Raw genomic sequence first — 15,259 nt, forward strand, 5'->3', positions numbered from 1 at the left:
GGTACAGCTAATTGCTTTCTTTTTGCTATTTTCGTCTTCATTTATGATAGCATTTGTAAGAGGTCATTTTGCAGTTAAAACCCCAGCCCGCGTAGTAGTAGACGTGAATGGGGTAGGTTATGATCTTCAGATCAGCCTGAATACTTTCTCTGCTATCAGCAATCAGGAGAGCGGCCAGCTCTTTACCTATCTGCATATTACCGAAAATGCCCATACACTTTTTGGTTTTGCCGACCTGGCCGAAAAAGACTTGTTTTTGCAACTGATTAGTGTTTCAGGCGTTGGTGCTTCTACTGCAAGAATGATGCTATCGGGTATGAAGCCCGAAGAAATTACCCGTGCCATTGTGCAGGGCAATACCAAACAGCTGGAAGGCATCAAAGGAATTGGTAAAAAATCGGCAGAAAGACTGATTGTAGAGCTGCGCGATAAACTGGCTAAACAGCATAATGAAAATATTTTACCCGGATTTGTTACCCCTCAAATGGATTCGGATGCAATAAATGCCTTAATTTCATTAGGCATTGGAAGAGTGATGGCAGAACAAGCCGTTAAAAAGACCATGCAAACCACCCCCGAAAGCAGTTCATTAGAAGAAATTATTAAACAAGCACTCAAAAACCTCTAGCCATCGAATTGAGCTTTACCTAACCAAGCGGGACTGTTGTTGAATTATTCCGGAAGACTATTAGCATTACTATTGACCATTTTGTGGTATCTGCCCTCTTTTGCCCAAACGAAAGATACGTTGCGCTATCCCATTACAGACCGTCGTGGAGATGCTTTTAGTAACCCTAGTAAAAATCCTTTTGATATTCGAGATACCGGATTAATTAAAAGGAAAACAGAGTACGATCCCAAAACAAAGTCCTTTTACATTTCAGAAAAAATTGGAAACAGCTGGTATCGCAAACCAACCGTGCTGGGTTTTGATGAATTGATGAAACTGGAAAGCAAAAAAGCGGAGAGCGATTATTTTAAAAAGAGAGCAGATGCTTTGTTTCTTTTAAATCAAAAATCCAAAAGACCGGCTTTTCAAACCTATCCCAAATTATTTGATCGCATATTTGGATTAACCGGACAGAATTTAAAAGTAGATATCAGGCCTGCAGGGGAAGTGAATGTAATGGCAGGTTATCAGGGGCAGAATATCAAGAATCCAACTTTACCGGAAAGAGCAAGAAAGAATGGTGGTTTTGATTTTGACATGAATGCCAATCTCAACCTGAATGCAAATATTGGAGATAAGCTTCGCTTTCCTATCAACTACAATACGCTTACCAATCTTGGTTTCGACAATCAATTGAAACTAGATTACAAGGGAATGGATGATGAAATTATCAAGAGCATTGAAGCTGGTAATATCTCTTTTCAATCTAAGGGTACATTAATACCTAGTACACAGAATTTATTCGGGGTAAAAGCACAATTGCAATTTGGAAAACTATTTGTTACCGGTGCATTGGCCAATCAGCGGTCTGCCCGTCAAAGCCTAAACTTACAAGGTGGGGCAGCATTACAATCCTTCCAGAAAAAACTAGATGACTACGAAGAAAACCGACACTTCTTATTGGGAAAATATTTCCGCGATAACTTTAACAAGACCATGCGCAGTTTGCCTGTTGTGAACTCTCAGGTGCAGATTCAGCGGATGGAAGTTTGGGTTACCAACAGGACAGGTGCTACAACAGATGCGCGCGATATTGTGGGTTTGATGGATCTGGGAGAACCCAGACCCTTTAATCCATCTGTTCAATCTTTAACCAACAGTGATTTACCTGCAAATGGAGCTAATAATTTGTATGCTTCATTAGCAGGGGATCCTAATGCCAGAAACCCTGCATTTATCAATAGCTTATTGCTAAGTAAGGGACTGCGTCCGGTAGATGATTTTGAAAAAACCTTTGCCAGAAAATTATCTCCCAACGAATATTATTTTAATCCGCAGGCGGGATTTATATCGGTTAACACGCAGTTGCAGGCCGATGAAGTATTGGCAGTTGCCTTTCAGTATACGTATAACGGAAGAGTATTTCAGGTAGGTGAGTTTTCACAGGATATATCACTTGATTCTAACAGAGGCGTTCAGAAAGTACTGTTCCTGAAATTATTAAAAGCCACTTCACAAAGAACCAATTTGCCTATCTGGCAATGGATGATGAAGAACGTTTATTCACTGGATTTGTTTGGAGGAATTGAAAGGACAGATTTTAAACTGAACGTTTTATACGAAGAGCCGAGTGGTGGTTTAAAAAGATTTTTACCGGAAACATCAGCTGCTGTTGAGGGTCAACCCTTGCTTCGCATTTTGAATTTAGACCGACTTAATAACCGAAATGATCCGCAACCCGATGGGGTCTTCGATTATATTGAAGGCTTTACCATCTTGCCGCAGATGGGAAGGGTAGTATTTCCTGTGCTGGAACCTTTTGGTAGAGATCTAGATACACTGGCATTCTCCGGCTTACCTATTGCTACCAAACAAAAATATATTTACTACCAGTTGTATGATTCTATCAAAGCGATTGCACAAACTTTTGCGAATGTGAATCGATTCGTGATGCAGGGTCAGGTAAAAGGTTCAGGTGGAAGTTCAGAGATTTATCTGAATACATTTAATATTCCTCCCGGCTCTGTTTCTGTAACAGCAGGAGGACAGGTGCTGAGAGAAGGCGCAGACTTTATTGTTGACTATAATCTGGGTACCGTAAAAATATTGAACCAGGGTATCCTGAGTGCCAATATTCCAGTGAAAGTAAATTTTGAAAACAATATTGGATTTGGAATGCAGCAACGGGGTTTTGCCGGATTGCGGGTAGACTATTTGGCCAGTAAAAAATTATCGATAGGTGCTTCTATGGTGAAACTGGGTGAAAGACCTTTCTTTACCAAAATGGGGTATGGCGATGATCCCATTCGCAACACCATGTATGGAATGGATTTCAGTTATAGGTCTGAATTGCCCGGATTAACAAGGTTACTCGATAAACTTCCTTTCTACACTACACAGGCAAAGTCTTCTATCAATGCCTATGGAGAAGCTGCTGTTTTACAACCAGGGCATCCGCCGCAAATTGGAAGAGGCGATCAGGGATTAATTTTTATTGATGACTTTGAAGGAACGCGGGCATCTATAGATTTACGTTTTCCATTTGTATCTTGGGCATTGGCTTCTACACCACAGGGTAATCCTAAATTTCCTGAATCTACCTTAACAGACTCTATCAATTATAATTTCAACAGGGCCAAACTAGCTTGGTATAATATTGAACCCAATTTACAAGACAAGAACAGTCCGAATAATCCTTTGCGTAGAAACCTGACTGAGTTAAGTGATCCAAGAGTACGACAGGTATTTACGAATGAGTTGTTTCCGCAACGAACAACCAATATCACAGATGTACAGGCAGCAACTTTTGATTTGGCTTTTTATCCAACGGAAAAAGGTCCTTACAACTTTGAAACCCGTCCCGGACAAATCAATGCCAATGGGCGGTTAAGTAATCCCGCTTCGCGTTGGGGTGGTATTATGCGAGCCATTGATCAAACCGATTTTGAAACCAATAACATTGAATTTGTAGAATTCTGGATACAGAATCCATTTATAGTTAACCCTGCTAGCAGAGGAGGTAAGTTGTTTTTGAACTTTGGTAATATCAGCGAAGATATTTTAAAAGATGGTCGTAGATTTTATGAGAATGGGCTGAATACCCCTACTGTTCCTGCCTCTGTTGATAGCAGTAATACATGGGGTAAAACGCCTGTGAATCCGATACAGATTACTCAGGCATTCAGTAATGATCCTAACGACAGGCCTTTTCAGGATGTGGGCTTTGATGGTATTGATGATATAGCAGAGCGTCGCAAAAAAAGTTATATCCTGAATCAACTGGCCAATAATTTTGGTCCCGCTTCTGCAGTGTATCAAAGAGCATTGCAGGATCCTTCTAATGATAACTACCAATGGTACCGTGATCCAGCGTATGATGCAACGGGTACGGGTATTTTGGGCCGGTATAAAAATTTCAATAATCCGCAGGGCAACTCACCGGTAGCAACTACGGGAGGACAGTTTACTTCGGCGGCTACTTTGTTCCCGGATAATGAAGATTTAAACAGAGACAATACCTTAAATGAGTCCGAATCATATTATGAATATGAGTTGGCGCTGGTACCAGGAATGGATGTGGGTAGAACTCCATATATCACCGATAAAAAGCGTGTAACTGTTAATTCAGCGGATGGTATTACCAGAACGGAAGACTGGTATTTGTTTAGGGTCCCCATTAAAAATTATACCAGAAAAATTGGTAATATCCCTGATTTTAAATCGATTCGATTTGTGCGTTTGTACATGACCGATTTTGAAGATTCAGTTGTGGTGCGATTGGCAAGATTGGATCTGGTAAGAAATCAGTGGCGTCAGTTTATATATAACTTAGATACTACGGGATCATACACGCCGATTAACAATACTGCCGGTACTGCTTTCAATACACTGGCGGTAAACCTTGAAGAAAACAGCAGTAGAACACCTGTGAATTATTTGATGCCTCCAAATGTGGAAAGGGTGCAGTTATTAAGTAATAATGGAGTGAACCTGCAACAAAATGAACAGGCGATTGCGATGCGTGTAAATAATTTACAGCCCGGTGATGCCAGAGGTATTTTTAAAACACTCAATCTGGATATTCGCAGGTATGCAAAAATGTCGATGTATTTGCATGCTGAATCTATAACAGGGCAGCGTCCCGTTGCTGACAATGAAGTAAGGGCAGTTATCAGAATTGGTCAGGACTTTTTGAATAACTATTACGAAGTCAAGATTCCATTGAAAATTACACCACCAGGTATATATCCGAAAGGACAGGAAGCCCGTGTGTGGCCGGTAGAAAATAATATTGATTTTCTGCTTCGGGATTTAATTGATTTGAAACTGGAACGGAATAATTCAGGAGCATCTCTTGCGTCTATCTACCGTAAAATTATTGGCAATAAAACATTCTCCATTATGGGTAATCCCAATCTGGGTGAAGTGAGAGGGGTGCTGGTTGCCATTGAAAATCCGGTAAGACCCAATGGTACAGCTATTAGTGCAGAAATGTGGGCCAATGAATTGAGGTTGTCGGGATTAGACGAAAGAGGAGGCTATGCTGCATTAGGAAGAGTAGATCTTGTATTGGCCGACTTAGGAACCTTATCGGTATCTGCCAATAAATACACACAAGGATTTGGTTCTTTGGAACAAAGAGTGAATGAACGGGCAAAAGATAATTTAATGCAATTTGATATTGCGGCCAATATTGATGCGGGCAAACTGGTTCCTAAAAAAGCCAGACTCTCTGTGCCTATTTATGCAAGCTTCAATCGTTCTACTTTAACACCAGAGTTTGACCCTTACGATCTGGACGTGAACTACAAACAGAAACTGAATGCCGCGGCACCAGATAAAAGGGATTCCATTAGAAGAGCAGCAGCCGATGTAACAACTATTAAAACACTGAACTTTAATAATGTAAGAGTACTACAGGGACAAGGACGGGCCAAATTACTCAGCCTCAGCAATTTTGATATTAGTTATTCCTTTACACAAACAGAACATACGAGTCCTGTAATTAATCAGAATAAAGTAACCCGACATCGCGGTGGTTTTGGATACACTTATATTGGGCAGAACAATTTTGTAGAACCATTTAAAAAACTGATTAAAGGGAAGAGCCCTTGGCTGGCTTTTGTGAGAGATGCCAATTTTAATCTGAAGCCATCTTTTATAAGTTTCAGAGCAGATATCAATCGTCAGTTTGGCGAATTCATTCCGCGTATGGTGAATACGTTCAGCAGTAAAGTGGATAGGGTAGATACCACTTATGATAAGTACTTCACTTTTGATCGTTTTTATAATTTACGATGGGATCTAACCCGCTCGGTTAACTTTGACTTTAATGCAACCAATAATGCCCGTATAGATGAGCCATTTGGAAGAATTGATACCAAGGAGAAGAAAGATACGGTAAGAACGAATTTCTTAAAAGGGGGAAGAAATACATTGTATCAGCAGAAAGCCATCATGAATTATAATATTCCGCTGAACAAGTTTCCATTTGCCGACTGGATTACGGCACGCTATAGTTATGGAACTTCTTACAGTTGGATTGGCGCCAGCCGAATTGCTGTGAACTTGGGTAATACCATTGAAAATTCTCAGGAAAATAATTTAAATGCGCAGTTCAACTTTGGCAACTTATATGCCAAGTCAAGATGGATGCGGGCATTGGATAATATTCCTCCGCCAAGAGCAAAAGGGGAAACCAAGAATGCGCGTAATGCCGCACCAGCTGCTAACCCACTGGGTTCTGTCTTCCCTTCTAAAGAAGAAGTAATTGCAGGGTTAACAGGTCAGAAGCGAACAGAAGCGATAAAAAAGTGGAGACAACAACGCCGCGATATCAGAAATGCAGAAAAAATGTTGCGCCAGGCTACTACACCTGAATTGGGTGCACTGGAAAGATCAGCAGGTAAGTTCCTTACCATGTTCAAAAATATCTCGGTAAACTATAGTGAGAATTACAGAAGCCGCCTGCCAGGTTATATGGACAGTACCCGCTTTATTGGGCAGAATTTTAAAAGCATGGCACCGGGACTGGATTATGTTTTTGGTAAACAACCAGACGCCATCTGGATCAATGACAAAATTGGCAGAGGTTTATTAACCAGGGACAGCACGTTCAACTTCTTATACAGACAGAGTTTTGAGCAAAGCCTGAAAATAACGGCACAGATAGAACCCATTCGGGAATTAATCATCGATTTAAATCTCGATAAAACTTTTACTAAAGATTATACTGCTTTAATTAAAGACACCACTGGTACTGGAAATAATTTCGGACAATTGAATCCTTTATTCAGTGGAGGTTTCAGTGTATCCTATATTGCCTTCAATACTTTATTTGGCAAAAGCAATCCTAATGAATTGTCTGCTACTTTTAAAGAATTTGAAGCCAATCGTCTGGTGGTTTCAAGAAGGGTAGCTTCCTTAAATCCTTACTGGCAGCAACTTCCGGCTAACCAGCAGTTTACCAGTGATGGATATGCGCGTGGGTATGGCCGTTATTCTCAGGACGTATTGATTCCTTCCTTCCTTGCTGCATACACTGGAAAAGATCCGAATACCATTGCTTTGATTAAAGAAGGGTCCAGTAAAATCAGTGCCAATCCATTCCGCGGGATCATACCTAAACCCAATTGGAGAGTAACTTATACCGGATTAACCAAGATTCCTGCACTGGCTGCTGTATTCCAAAACTTTACCATTAGTCATGGATACAATGGTCAACTGAGCATGAACAGTTTCAGCAGTGCTTTGCTGTATCAGGATCCATTCAGATTGAATGCTCCTGGATTTATTGATACTACCAGTGGCAATTTTATTCCTTTCTTCCTTGTGCCCAATGTTAGCATGTCTGAAAGATTTGAACCATTATTGAAAATAGATTTTACTACCATTAGTCAGTTCAATTTTAATTTGGAATTCAGAAAGAGCAGACAGCTGAGCATGAGCCTGATCGATTATCAGTTAAGTGAAAGCAGAAGTACAGAATGGATTGTAGGACTGAACTGGAGAAAGCGAGGATTTAAATTGCCGTTTGGCATAGTTGGTAAGGGTTTACAAAACGACCTCAATTTGAAACTGGATGTATCTGTACGTGATGTTTCTATCAGTAATAGCCGCCTAGATCAGACCAATGCCTATGGCACGGGTGGACAGAAAGAAATTACTATTCAGCCTGCCATTGATTATGTAGTCAACAGCAGAATAAATGTGAAACTATTCTTTGATCAACGAAGAGTGACTCCTTATATTTCTACTTCTGCACCTATTACCAATACACGTGCTGGTATTAATGTGCGGATTTCATTGGCGCAATAATATTGCCTTGGCGATAGCGATACTTGTATAGGAAATATGTTGGAATAGCAATGAAAAATTAGATTAAAATAAAAGGGTCAACAGTTTATTACTGCCGACCCTTGCTTTTTCAAGCTTATTTAACTGTGCTAGTTTTTCCGAAAAGCCCATTTGCCAATTTCTTTCCAGCCTACTTTTTTACCGTACATTAAAATACCGGTTCGGTAAACTTTACCACTCAACCAGGTGGTTAGCAAGAAGCTTCCAATTAGTGTTGCCATACTTGCTATTAATTGCCAGTAAGGAACGGTACCTGGAACGCCATACGCTATTCGGGCCATCATTACCATTGGAGAACTGAATGGAATGATACTAGCCCAGGTAGCCATACTGGTGCTGGGATCTTCTACCGCACGGCTCATGATAATGAAAGAGAAAATGATTGGCATGGTAATGGGCAACATCAAACTTTGTGCATCCTGTGGATCCTCGTTTACCACAGAACCTACTGCTGCAAACAGAGAAGCATAAAACAGATATCCTCCCAGGAAATAGAAGATAAAGCAACCAATAATTAACGGCCAGTTGGCTGTGCTCATGGTATTCTGGAACTTGTAAATATTCTGTGCGGTTTCACTTGCCTGTGCCATGGAAGCACCTGGTCCCATTTGAGCGTTTGCTTTTTGCAGTTCTGCAACCTGTTGTAAAACATCCTGAGGAATAAAGAACTGGGAAGCAGCAATGAATCCGAATATTAAAAGAATCCAAACAAAAAATTGAGTTAGGCCTACTGCTCCTATGCCAATGATCTTGCCCATCATTAACTGGAATGGTTTAGCGCTACTAATCATCACTTCCGCAATACGATTGGTTTTTTCTTCCATTACACCGCGCATTACCATTGCTCCGTAGATGAACATGGTAATATAGATCAACATACCAGAGCCAAATCCAATACCGTAGGAGAGGGCAGCACTACTTTCTTTTACCGTATCGCCAGTTTCTTCCAGCGATTTCATTTCTGCAAACTGAGATGAGGTTTTAATGGAGTCAAGGCGTGCACGATCAATTCCTGCATCCTGCAACATCTGATCTTCTATGGCATCGTTGATTCTGTCTTCAATTTTAGATTGAAGCATCAGTCCGATTCTTTTTTTGGAACGGATAATATAAGTGGTTTTGTTGGTGCCTTCAAACTTAGGAATCAGAATAATATCTGTATAACCCTTGCTCACATAGTTGGAAGTGTCAACATTCGCAGGAAACTCAAATTTTATATCACTGGCATCTCTTAAATTGCCCTTAAAAAATCCATTTGCATCAATCACTGCAATTTTATGGTTCTCTTTTCCTGTAGAAGATAGCAATGCTGCACCTGCTATAAATCCCACCATGATTAATGGGGTTAAAATGGTGGTCAACAGAAAACGTTTATTCATTACTCTGCTGAGGTATTCTCTTTGTATAATGATTAATATCTTATTCATACGTTTAGTTGTCTAGTTTTTGAAATGCTCTTGCTGTTGCGTGTGTTCCTTCTACCTGACTAATGAATATCTCGTTTAAGGTAGGCAGGATTTCATTGAAGGATTCAATGGTACAAGGGGTTTGAAGAAAGTGATTCAGGATATCGTTGCTTTTATAGCCTTGATTAATCTGAAGAATCAGTTCCTGGTCATTTACTTTTACCACATTAAATGCAGGAGAACTTAAGTTGCCGGAAACATCGGATAAACGAATACTGAATTTGTTTTCTTTAAATTGTTGTTTGATGCCATGAACGGTACCATCCAGTATTTTTTTACCTAGGTTCACCAATACAATATGGTCGCAGATTTCTTCAACCTGCTCCATTCGGTGTGTACTGAATATTACGGTGCTGCCTCTTTTGGCTAAAGCAAAAATTTCTTCCTTAATTAAGTTGGCGTTCAAAGGATCCAGACCGCTGAATGGTTCGTCCAGAATAATGAGTTTGGGCTCATGTAAAATAGTGGTTACAAATTGAAGTTTCTGACTCATTCCCTTACTCAGGTCTTCAACTTTTTTGTTCCACCAGCTTTCCATTTCCAGCTTCTTAAACCAATACTTTATTTTCTGCATGGCGTCCGCCCTACTTAATCCTTTTAACTGAGCCAGATACATGGCTTGTTCACCAATTTTCATTTTTTTGTACAGGCCTCTTTCTTCCGGCATGTATCCAATTTTGATGATATCATTCAATGGATCGAAAGTTTTTCCTTCCAACTTAATTTCTCCACTGTCCGGATAAAAAATTCCGGTAATCATTCTCAGTAGGGTTGTTTTGCCAGCTCCATTGGGGCCCAGCAATCCAAAAATACTTCCCTGTTCTATGCTGAAACTGATATCATCAACCGCTTTTTGGGTAGCATAATATTTTTTCAGATTCTTTAATTCTAAGATTGAACTCATAAGCTTATTTATTTGCTGAATGTAAGAATTAGTACGACCATTCAACATAATATTACAAGAATGGGCAGGTTTTTTGAGTAATTTTGTGCATTATTTAAAAATAGAGAAATGAAGGGTATACAGAAGTGTGGGGTAGTTGGATTGATGCTTGTACTTTTAACTGGATTGTCAAGCTGGGGGTTTCTTGTTCACCGTACCATACATCAATTGGCTATTTATCAGTTGCCATCGGAAATGAGCGGATTTTTTCACAGCAATATGTCCAAACTGGTATACGATGCCCCCAGAGCAGATACCCGTAGAAACACCGATAGTACGGAAGCACCCAAACATTTCATGGACCTGGAACCCTACAAAGTTAAAACTGCGTTTCAGTTGCCTGACAATTTCAACAAAGCCATTCAGCGTTACAGCTGGGATAGCTTAAAACAATACGGCTATGTTCCCTATCAGATTATTGTGATGAAAGACAAGCTTACAGAGGCTTTTAAAATCCAAAATAAAGACTCTATTCTTTTTTATGCAGCAGACCTGGGGCACTATATAGGGGATGCCAATGTGCCTTTACATACCACCATTAACTATGATGGACAATTAACCAATCAGGTTGGCTTGCACAGTTTGTGGGAGTCGATGATTCCTGAGCTGGAGATGGAAACTTATAATTTGTTTAGCGGTCATAAAGCCCGGTATTTGCGCAACCCTATGCGCGAGGTTCAGAGAGCCATGCAGCGTGCGCACGATTTATTGCCGGATATGCTCGAAAAGGAAAAAAATCTAACCCTTGCTTTTACGGACTCTACCAAGTATCGTTACCAAATGCGCAATGGGAAACAATCCCGCTCTTATACCAGTACTTTCGCTAAAGCATATGCCAGCCAATTAAAACCAACCATTAATCAGCAACTGCTACATTCTGCAGCATTGATTGCCGATTTCTGGTATACTGCATGGGTAGATGCGGGAAAACCGGATTTGAGTAATTTGTTTAAGAACAGTACGGAAAAACAAGCAACATTTGCCTCAGAAATGGAAGCATACAAAAGCAACCGTTTGATTACCGACAATTTGTTAGAGGCAAAGAAAAAATAGTATCAGTTCCTTTAATTCAAACCAGCTATTTTTTAGGAGGCGAATACTGTTGCAATTTGCTGTGCCAGCTTTTGACCGTCCATCGCTGCGCTCACAATTCCCCCTGCATAGCCTGCTCCTTCACCGCAAGGGTACAAATTCTGTAGCTGCGGGTGCGTTAACTTTTCAGGATCCCTGGGTATTCTTACAGGAGAAGAAGTTCTGCTTTCTGTTGCTACCAGCACGGCTTCATTGGTATAGTAGCCTTTCATTTTTGCGCCAAACATTTTTAGGGCACCTTGCAAAGATTGATAGATAAAATCGGGTAAAACGGTTTGGAGGTTTGCGGCTTGTAACCCTGGTAAATAACTGCAGCCAGGTAAGTCCTGAGAAATTTTATTGGAACAAAAGTCTACCATTCTTTGTGCAGGAGCTACAAAGTTTCCGCCGCCGGCTGTAAAAGCTTTCTGCTCTACAGATTGTTGAAAATCCATAAGCAATAGCGGGTCAACCTCTTTCTTTTTAAAATATCTCAGCGCGTCTTGTTCGGCAACTTGAACCACCATGCCACTATTGGCAAATGGATTATTTCGTTTGCTTGGACTCCAGCCGTTTACTACCAGTTCGCCTGGATCAGTGGAAGCAGTGGCTATAATCCCCCCGGGACACATACAAAAACTAAATACGCCTCTTTGTTTTACTTGTTCAACTAAACTGTAAGAGGCAGGTGGTAAGAATTCGCCCCGGGTATTGCAGTGGTATTGTGCAGCATCAATAATGCTTTGTGGATGTTCAATTCTTACACCCAATGCAAAAGGTTTGGCTTCTATTTCAATATTTTTCTGAAACAATAATCTGAAAATATCTCTTGCAGAGTGTCCTGTTGCCAATATAAAAGCATCAGCAGCAAAGCTGCCACCATTTGCTGTTTTCAGTGAAAGGATTTTATTGCCTTGTATTTCAAAGTCAATCAGTTTGGTTTCAAAATGCACTTCACCACCTGCAGCAACAATCTGTTCGCGCATGGCAGCAATGATTTGAGGCAATTTATTGGTTCCAATATGCGGATGCGATTGATAGAGAATTTTTTCTTCAGCGCCAAACTGATAAAAAAGTTGCAGCACTTTATCTATGCTTCCTCTTTTGCTGCTTCTTGTATATAATTTACCATCGCTGTAAGTACCTGCCCCACCTTCGCCAAAACAATAATTGCTTTCCGGATTAATGATGCCTTGCTTGTTCAATACAGCCAGATCTCTTCTTCTTGCTTTTACATCTTTTCCCCTTTCGATGATAATGGGCTGAATACCCAATTGCAAAAGTTCCAGCGCAGCAAACAAGCCTGCTGGTCCTGCCCCTACAATAATCACTTTTTTTGCATTCTTTGGCAGAGAATGAAATGAGAAAATTTTGTTGCTTCTTTCTTGAAATGGCTCATTCACAAAAGCATTCAGGGTAAGGTTGATCCATACCTGTTGCCTGCTTCTGGCGTCTATGGATTGTTTGAGCGTGCTATATCCGGTAATATTTTCAACGGATGTACCCAGTGCAGCAGCCAGCATGGATTGCACAAGTATTGGATTGGCCGCTTCTTCGGGCTTTAGTTTAAGCGAGATATTTTTTTGCATACTGTCAGGTATTGATCCTAAAAAGTAAAAAGTATTAGAATGGTAAATCGTCAACCACTTCGTCGCTCGGAGGCATATCGTTGTAAGATGCTGATGGTGGCATATCGCCTTCAGAAGCAAGCTTTACAGTTTCCATTCTCCAGGCATCCAGATTGGTAATATAATTTTCTCTTCCATCTTTCACCCATTTAGTGCCTTTGATATTGAAAAGCACTTTTACATCTTCGCCTAAATTGAATCTGTCGGGCATTGCTGTTTTATCCTGTACACACTGAAACTTTACATAATTGGTGATGGTTCTTCCATTAATATCTTCTGATTTTTCAATCACAAATTCTCTGGTTTTAAAACTTTCTGTGCGCTGAACAATATCAAATTTGGCTACCAGCTTGCCTATAATTTCATAACTCATGTGTACGGTTTATTTTGAACAAAAGTAGGTGTATTTTTTCCAATTAAAATTGTACCTTTCTTCGTTCACAACTGACCATTATGAGGCGACTTACTTTTCTGCTTGTTTTCTTCATTTCCTTATCTATTTCCTGTAGTACCATTCAGGTTCCCAATTCTGTGAATTATCAGGGTTTGTCTGTATCGGGCAAACAAAAGCAGGATACCGCCCTGTTGAATCTGATTCAGCCTTATTCGGTTGAAATTAACCGGACCATGAACAAAGTGATTGGATTTACACCAACAACATTAACCAAGCGTTTGCCAGAAAGTGGGTTGGGTAATTTTATGGCAGATTGTATGCAGGAAATGGCAGCTCAGAAGTTTGCTGTTCCGGTGGATATAGCTTTTATGAATTCAGGAGGAATTCGTGCCTCTCTAAATAAAGGAAATATAACTGTTGGAAATATTTATGAGTTAATGCCCTTTGATAATTTACTGGTGATTCAGGAACTGAAGGGATCGGTGCTGGAAGCACTATTTCAACACATAGCTACAGATGGGGGCTGGCCCATTTCAAAAGGGTCTTCTTTTAAAATTCAGAATAAAAAAGCTGTGGACATAGTGGTGAATGGAAAGCCATTAGACAGAAATGCCACTTATATCGTAGCCAATTCAGATTATGTGGCACAGGGTGGGAGCGATGCCGCTATGTTAAAGCCCTTTCCTTTTCAGAACAAAGGGTATCTGATTCGGGATGCACTAATCAGTTATGTAATGGCAATTACTGCGAGTGGCAAACCTTTAGATCCAAAAATTGAAAACCGTGTAAGCAGCAACAACAATGAATAGAAGACATTTTATAAAACAAACGGCATTTACTGGTGCAGCGTTGGCAACCACTGCTATAGCTGGAAAAGGAGTTTTACAAGCACAATCAATTGGGTCAATCCCTGAACAGTCGCTTTTAACCATTCTGCATACCAATGATGTGCACAGCAGACTGGAACCTTTTCCCATGGACGGGAGCAGAAACCAGGGACTGGGAGGGGTAGCTGCCAGAGCATCTATGATTCAATCAATCCGGGAAGAAAATCCGGCAACATTACTGCTGGATGCCGGTGATATCTTTCAGGGCACTCCTTATTTTAACTTGTACAAAGGGGAACCTGAAATAAAAGTCATGGCCAAAATGCAGTACGATGCAGTTACGATGGGCAATCATGATTTTGATGCGGGCATTGAAAATTTTGCCAATCAGTTGCAGCATGCCAATTTTCCTGTGGTGATTTCCAACTACGATTTTAAGGGAACGCCTATGGAGTTTTTGTATAAACCCTATACCATTATTCAAAAAGGGAAACAACGTATTGGTATTTTAGGTGTGGGCATTGAACTGGAAGGATTGGTTCCTAAAAATCTGTATGGGAGTACAGTATACAATGATCCGATTGTTGCAGCAAATCAGACAGCGGATTTATTAAAGCAAAAAAAATGTGATTTGATTATTTGTTTGTCACATCTGGGAGACAAATACAGCGATAACAAAGTAAGCGATGAAATCCTGGCGAAAGAGAGTCGAAACATCGATTTGATTATTGGTGGTCACACCCACCGCTTTTTTGATCAACCCAGAAAGTATAAAAACAGGGATGGTGGGGATATTTTGGTGAACCAGATGGGGTGGGGAGGGATACAAATGGGGCGTTTGGATTATAATTTTTCGGAAGCAAAAAGAAATAAATCGCCGAAAGCCCATACTGTAGTTATAATGAGAAAAACAAGCGAATAAAAAAATTTTTTTTTCAACATAAAGTATACATATTCGCAACCC

9 protein-coding genes are annotated in these 15,259 nt (G+C 40.3%); 5 read left to right on the forward strand and 4 right to left on the reverse strand.

Features of this window, described 5'->3' with window-relative positions; all coding sequences use genetic code 11:
* Positions 1–43 precede the first annotated feature (43 nt).
* Together ruvA and sov are read left to right on the forward strand one after the other, a co-directional pair.
* Positions 44–628 (forward strand): Holliday junction branch migration protein RuvA, encoded by a 585-nt coding sequence (gene ruvA / locus TEGAF0_RS13535; RefSeq protein ID WP_264899030.1) that lies wholly within the window; start codon positions 44–46, stop codon positions 626–628.
* A gap of 72 nt (positions 629–700) precedes the next feature.
* Entirely contained in the window at positions 701–7,927 is a 7,227-nt protein-coding gene (gene sov, locus TEGAF0_RS13540) for a T9SS outer membrane translocon Sov/SprA (RefSeq protein WP_264899031.1), read from the forward strand.
* Positions 7,928–8,055: 128 nt separating this feature from the next.
* On the opposite strand, the gene TEGAF0_RS13545 is transcribed toward sov, so the two are convergent.
* Together TEGAF0_RS13545 and TEGAF0_RS13550 are read right to left on the reverse strand one after the other, a co-directional pair.
* Positions 8,056–9,393: an ABC transporter permease gene (locus TEGAF0_RS13545; RefSeq protein ID WP_264899033.1), complete on the reverse strand. Its 1,338-nt coding sequence runs from the start codon at positions 9,391–9,393 to the stop codon at positions 8,056–8,058.
* 4 nt (positions 9,394–9,397) lie between these two features.
* Positions 9,398–10,336, reverse strand: coding sequence for an ABC transporter ATP-binding protein (locus TEGAF0_RS13550; RefSeq protein WP_264899035.1), 939 nt, complete (start codon positions 10,334–10,336; stop codon positions 9,398–9,400).
* 108 nt (positions 10,337–10,444) lie between these two features.
* Between TEGAF0_RS13550 and TEGAF0_RS13555 the strand changes: the two genes are divergently transcribed.
* Positions 10,445–11,428, forward strand: coding sequence for a zinc dependent phospholipase C family protein (locus TEGAF0_RS13555; RefSeq protein WP_264899037.1), 984 nt, complete (start codon positions 10,445–10,447; stop codon positions 11,426–11,428).
* 32 nt (positions 11,429–11,460) lie between these two features.
* On the opposite strand, the gene TEGAF0_RS13560 is transcribed toward TEGAF0_RS13555, so the two are convergent.
* Together TEGAF0_RS13560 and TEGAF0_RS13565 are read right to left on the reverse strand one after the other, a co-directional pair.
* Positions 11,461–13,035, reverse strand: coding sequence for an NAD(P)/FAD-dependent oxidoreductase (locus TEGAF0_RS13560; RefSeq protein WP_264899039.1), 1,575 nt, complete (start codon positions 13,033–13,035; stop codon positions 11,461–11,463).
* 34 nt (positions 13,036–13,069) lie between these two features.
* Positions 13,070–13,447, reverse strand: coding sequence for a DUF3127 domain-containing protein (locus TEGAF0_RS13565; protein ID WP_264899040.1), 378 nt, complete (start codon positions 13,445–13,447; stop codon positions 13,070–13,072).
* Between the two features lie 80 nt (positions 13,448–13,527).
* Here TEGAF0_RS13565 and TEGAF0_RS13570 point away from each other — a divergent pair, with 80 nt between their 5' ends.
* Both TEGAF0_RS13570 and TEGAF0_RS13575 read left to right on the forward strand, forming a co-directional pair.
* Positions 13,528–14,277: a 5'-nucleotidase C-terminal domain-containing protein gene (locus TEGAF0_RS13570; RefSeq protein ID WP_264899041.1), complete on the forward strand. Its 750-nt coding sequence runs from the start codon at positions 13,528–13,530 to the stop codon at positions 14,275–14,277.
* Positions 14,270–15,217, forward strand: a complete 948-nt coding sequence (locus TEGAF0_RS13575) for a metallophosphatase (protein WP_264899042.1) — start codon at positions 14,270–14,272, stop codon at positions 15,215–15,217. The genes TEGAF0_RS13570 and TEGAF0_RS13575 overlap by 8 nt, the downstream gene beginning before the upstream one ends.
* The last annotated feature ends 42 nt before the right edge of the window (positions 15,218–15,259 follow it).

It is taken from the genome of Sediminibacterium sp. TEGAF015, assembly GCF_025997995.1.
Taxonomy (GTDB): Bacteria; Bacteroidota; Bacteroidia; order Chitinophagales; family Chitinophagaceae; genus Sediminibacterium.

Excerpts from the sequence above, each read along its gene's own strand:
- TEGAF0_RS13560 (WP_264899039.1), bottom strand. The coding sequence starts at position 13,035 with ATGCAAAAAAATATCTCGCTTAAACTAAAGCCCGAAGAAGCGGCCAAT.
- TEGAF0_RS13565 (WP_264899040.1), bottom strand. The coding sequence starts at position 13,447 with ATGAGTTATGAAATTATAGGCAAGCTGGTAGCCAAATTTGATATTGTT.
- TEGAF0_RS13555 (WP_264899037.1), top strand. The coding sequence starts at position 10,445 with ATGAAGGGTATACAGAAGTGTGGGGTAGTTGGATTGATGCTTGTACTT.
- TEGAF0_RS13550 (WP_264899035.1), bottom strand. The coding sequence starts at position 10,336 with ATGAGTTCAATCTTAGAATTAAAGAATCTGAAAAAATATTATGCTACC.
- TEGAF0_RS13545 (WP_264899033.1), bottom strand. The coding sequence starts at position 9,393 with ATGAATAAGATATTAATCATTATACAAAGAGAATACCTCAGCAGAGTA.
- ruvA (WP_264899030.1), top strand. The coding sequence starts at position 44 with ATGATAGCATTTGTAAGAGGTCATTTTGCAGTTAAAACCCCAGCCCGC.
- TEGAF0_RS13575 (WP_264899042.1), top strand. The coding sequence starts at position 14,270 with ATGAATAGAAGACATTTTATAAAACAAACGGCATTTACTGGTGCAGCG.
- TEGAF0_RS13570 (WP_264899041.1), top strand. The coding sequence starts at position 13,528 with ATGAGGCGACTTACTTTTCTGCTTGTTTTCTTCATTTCCTTATCTATT.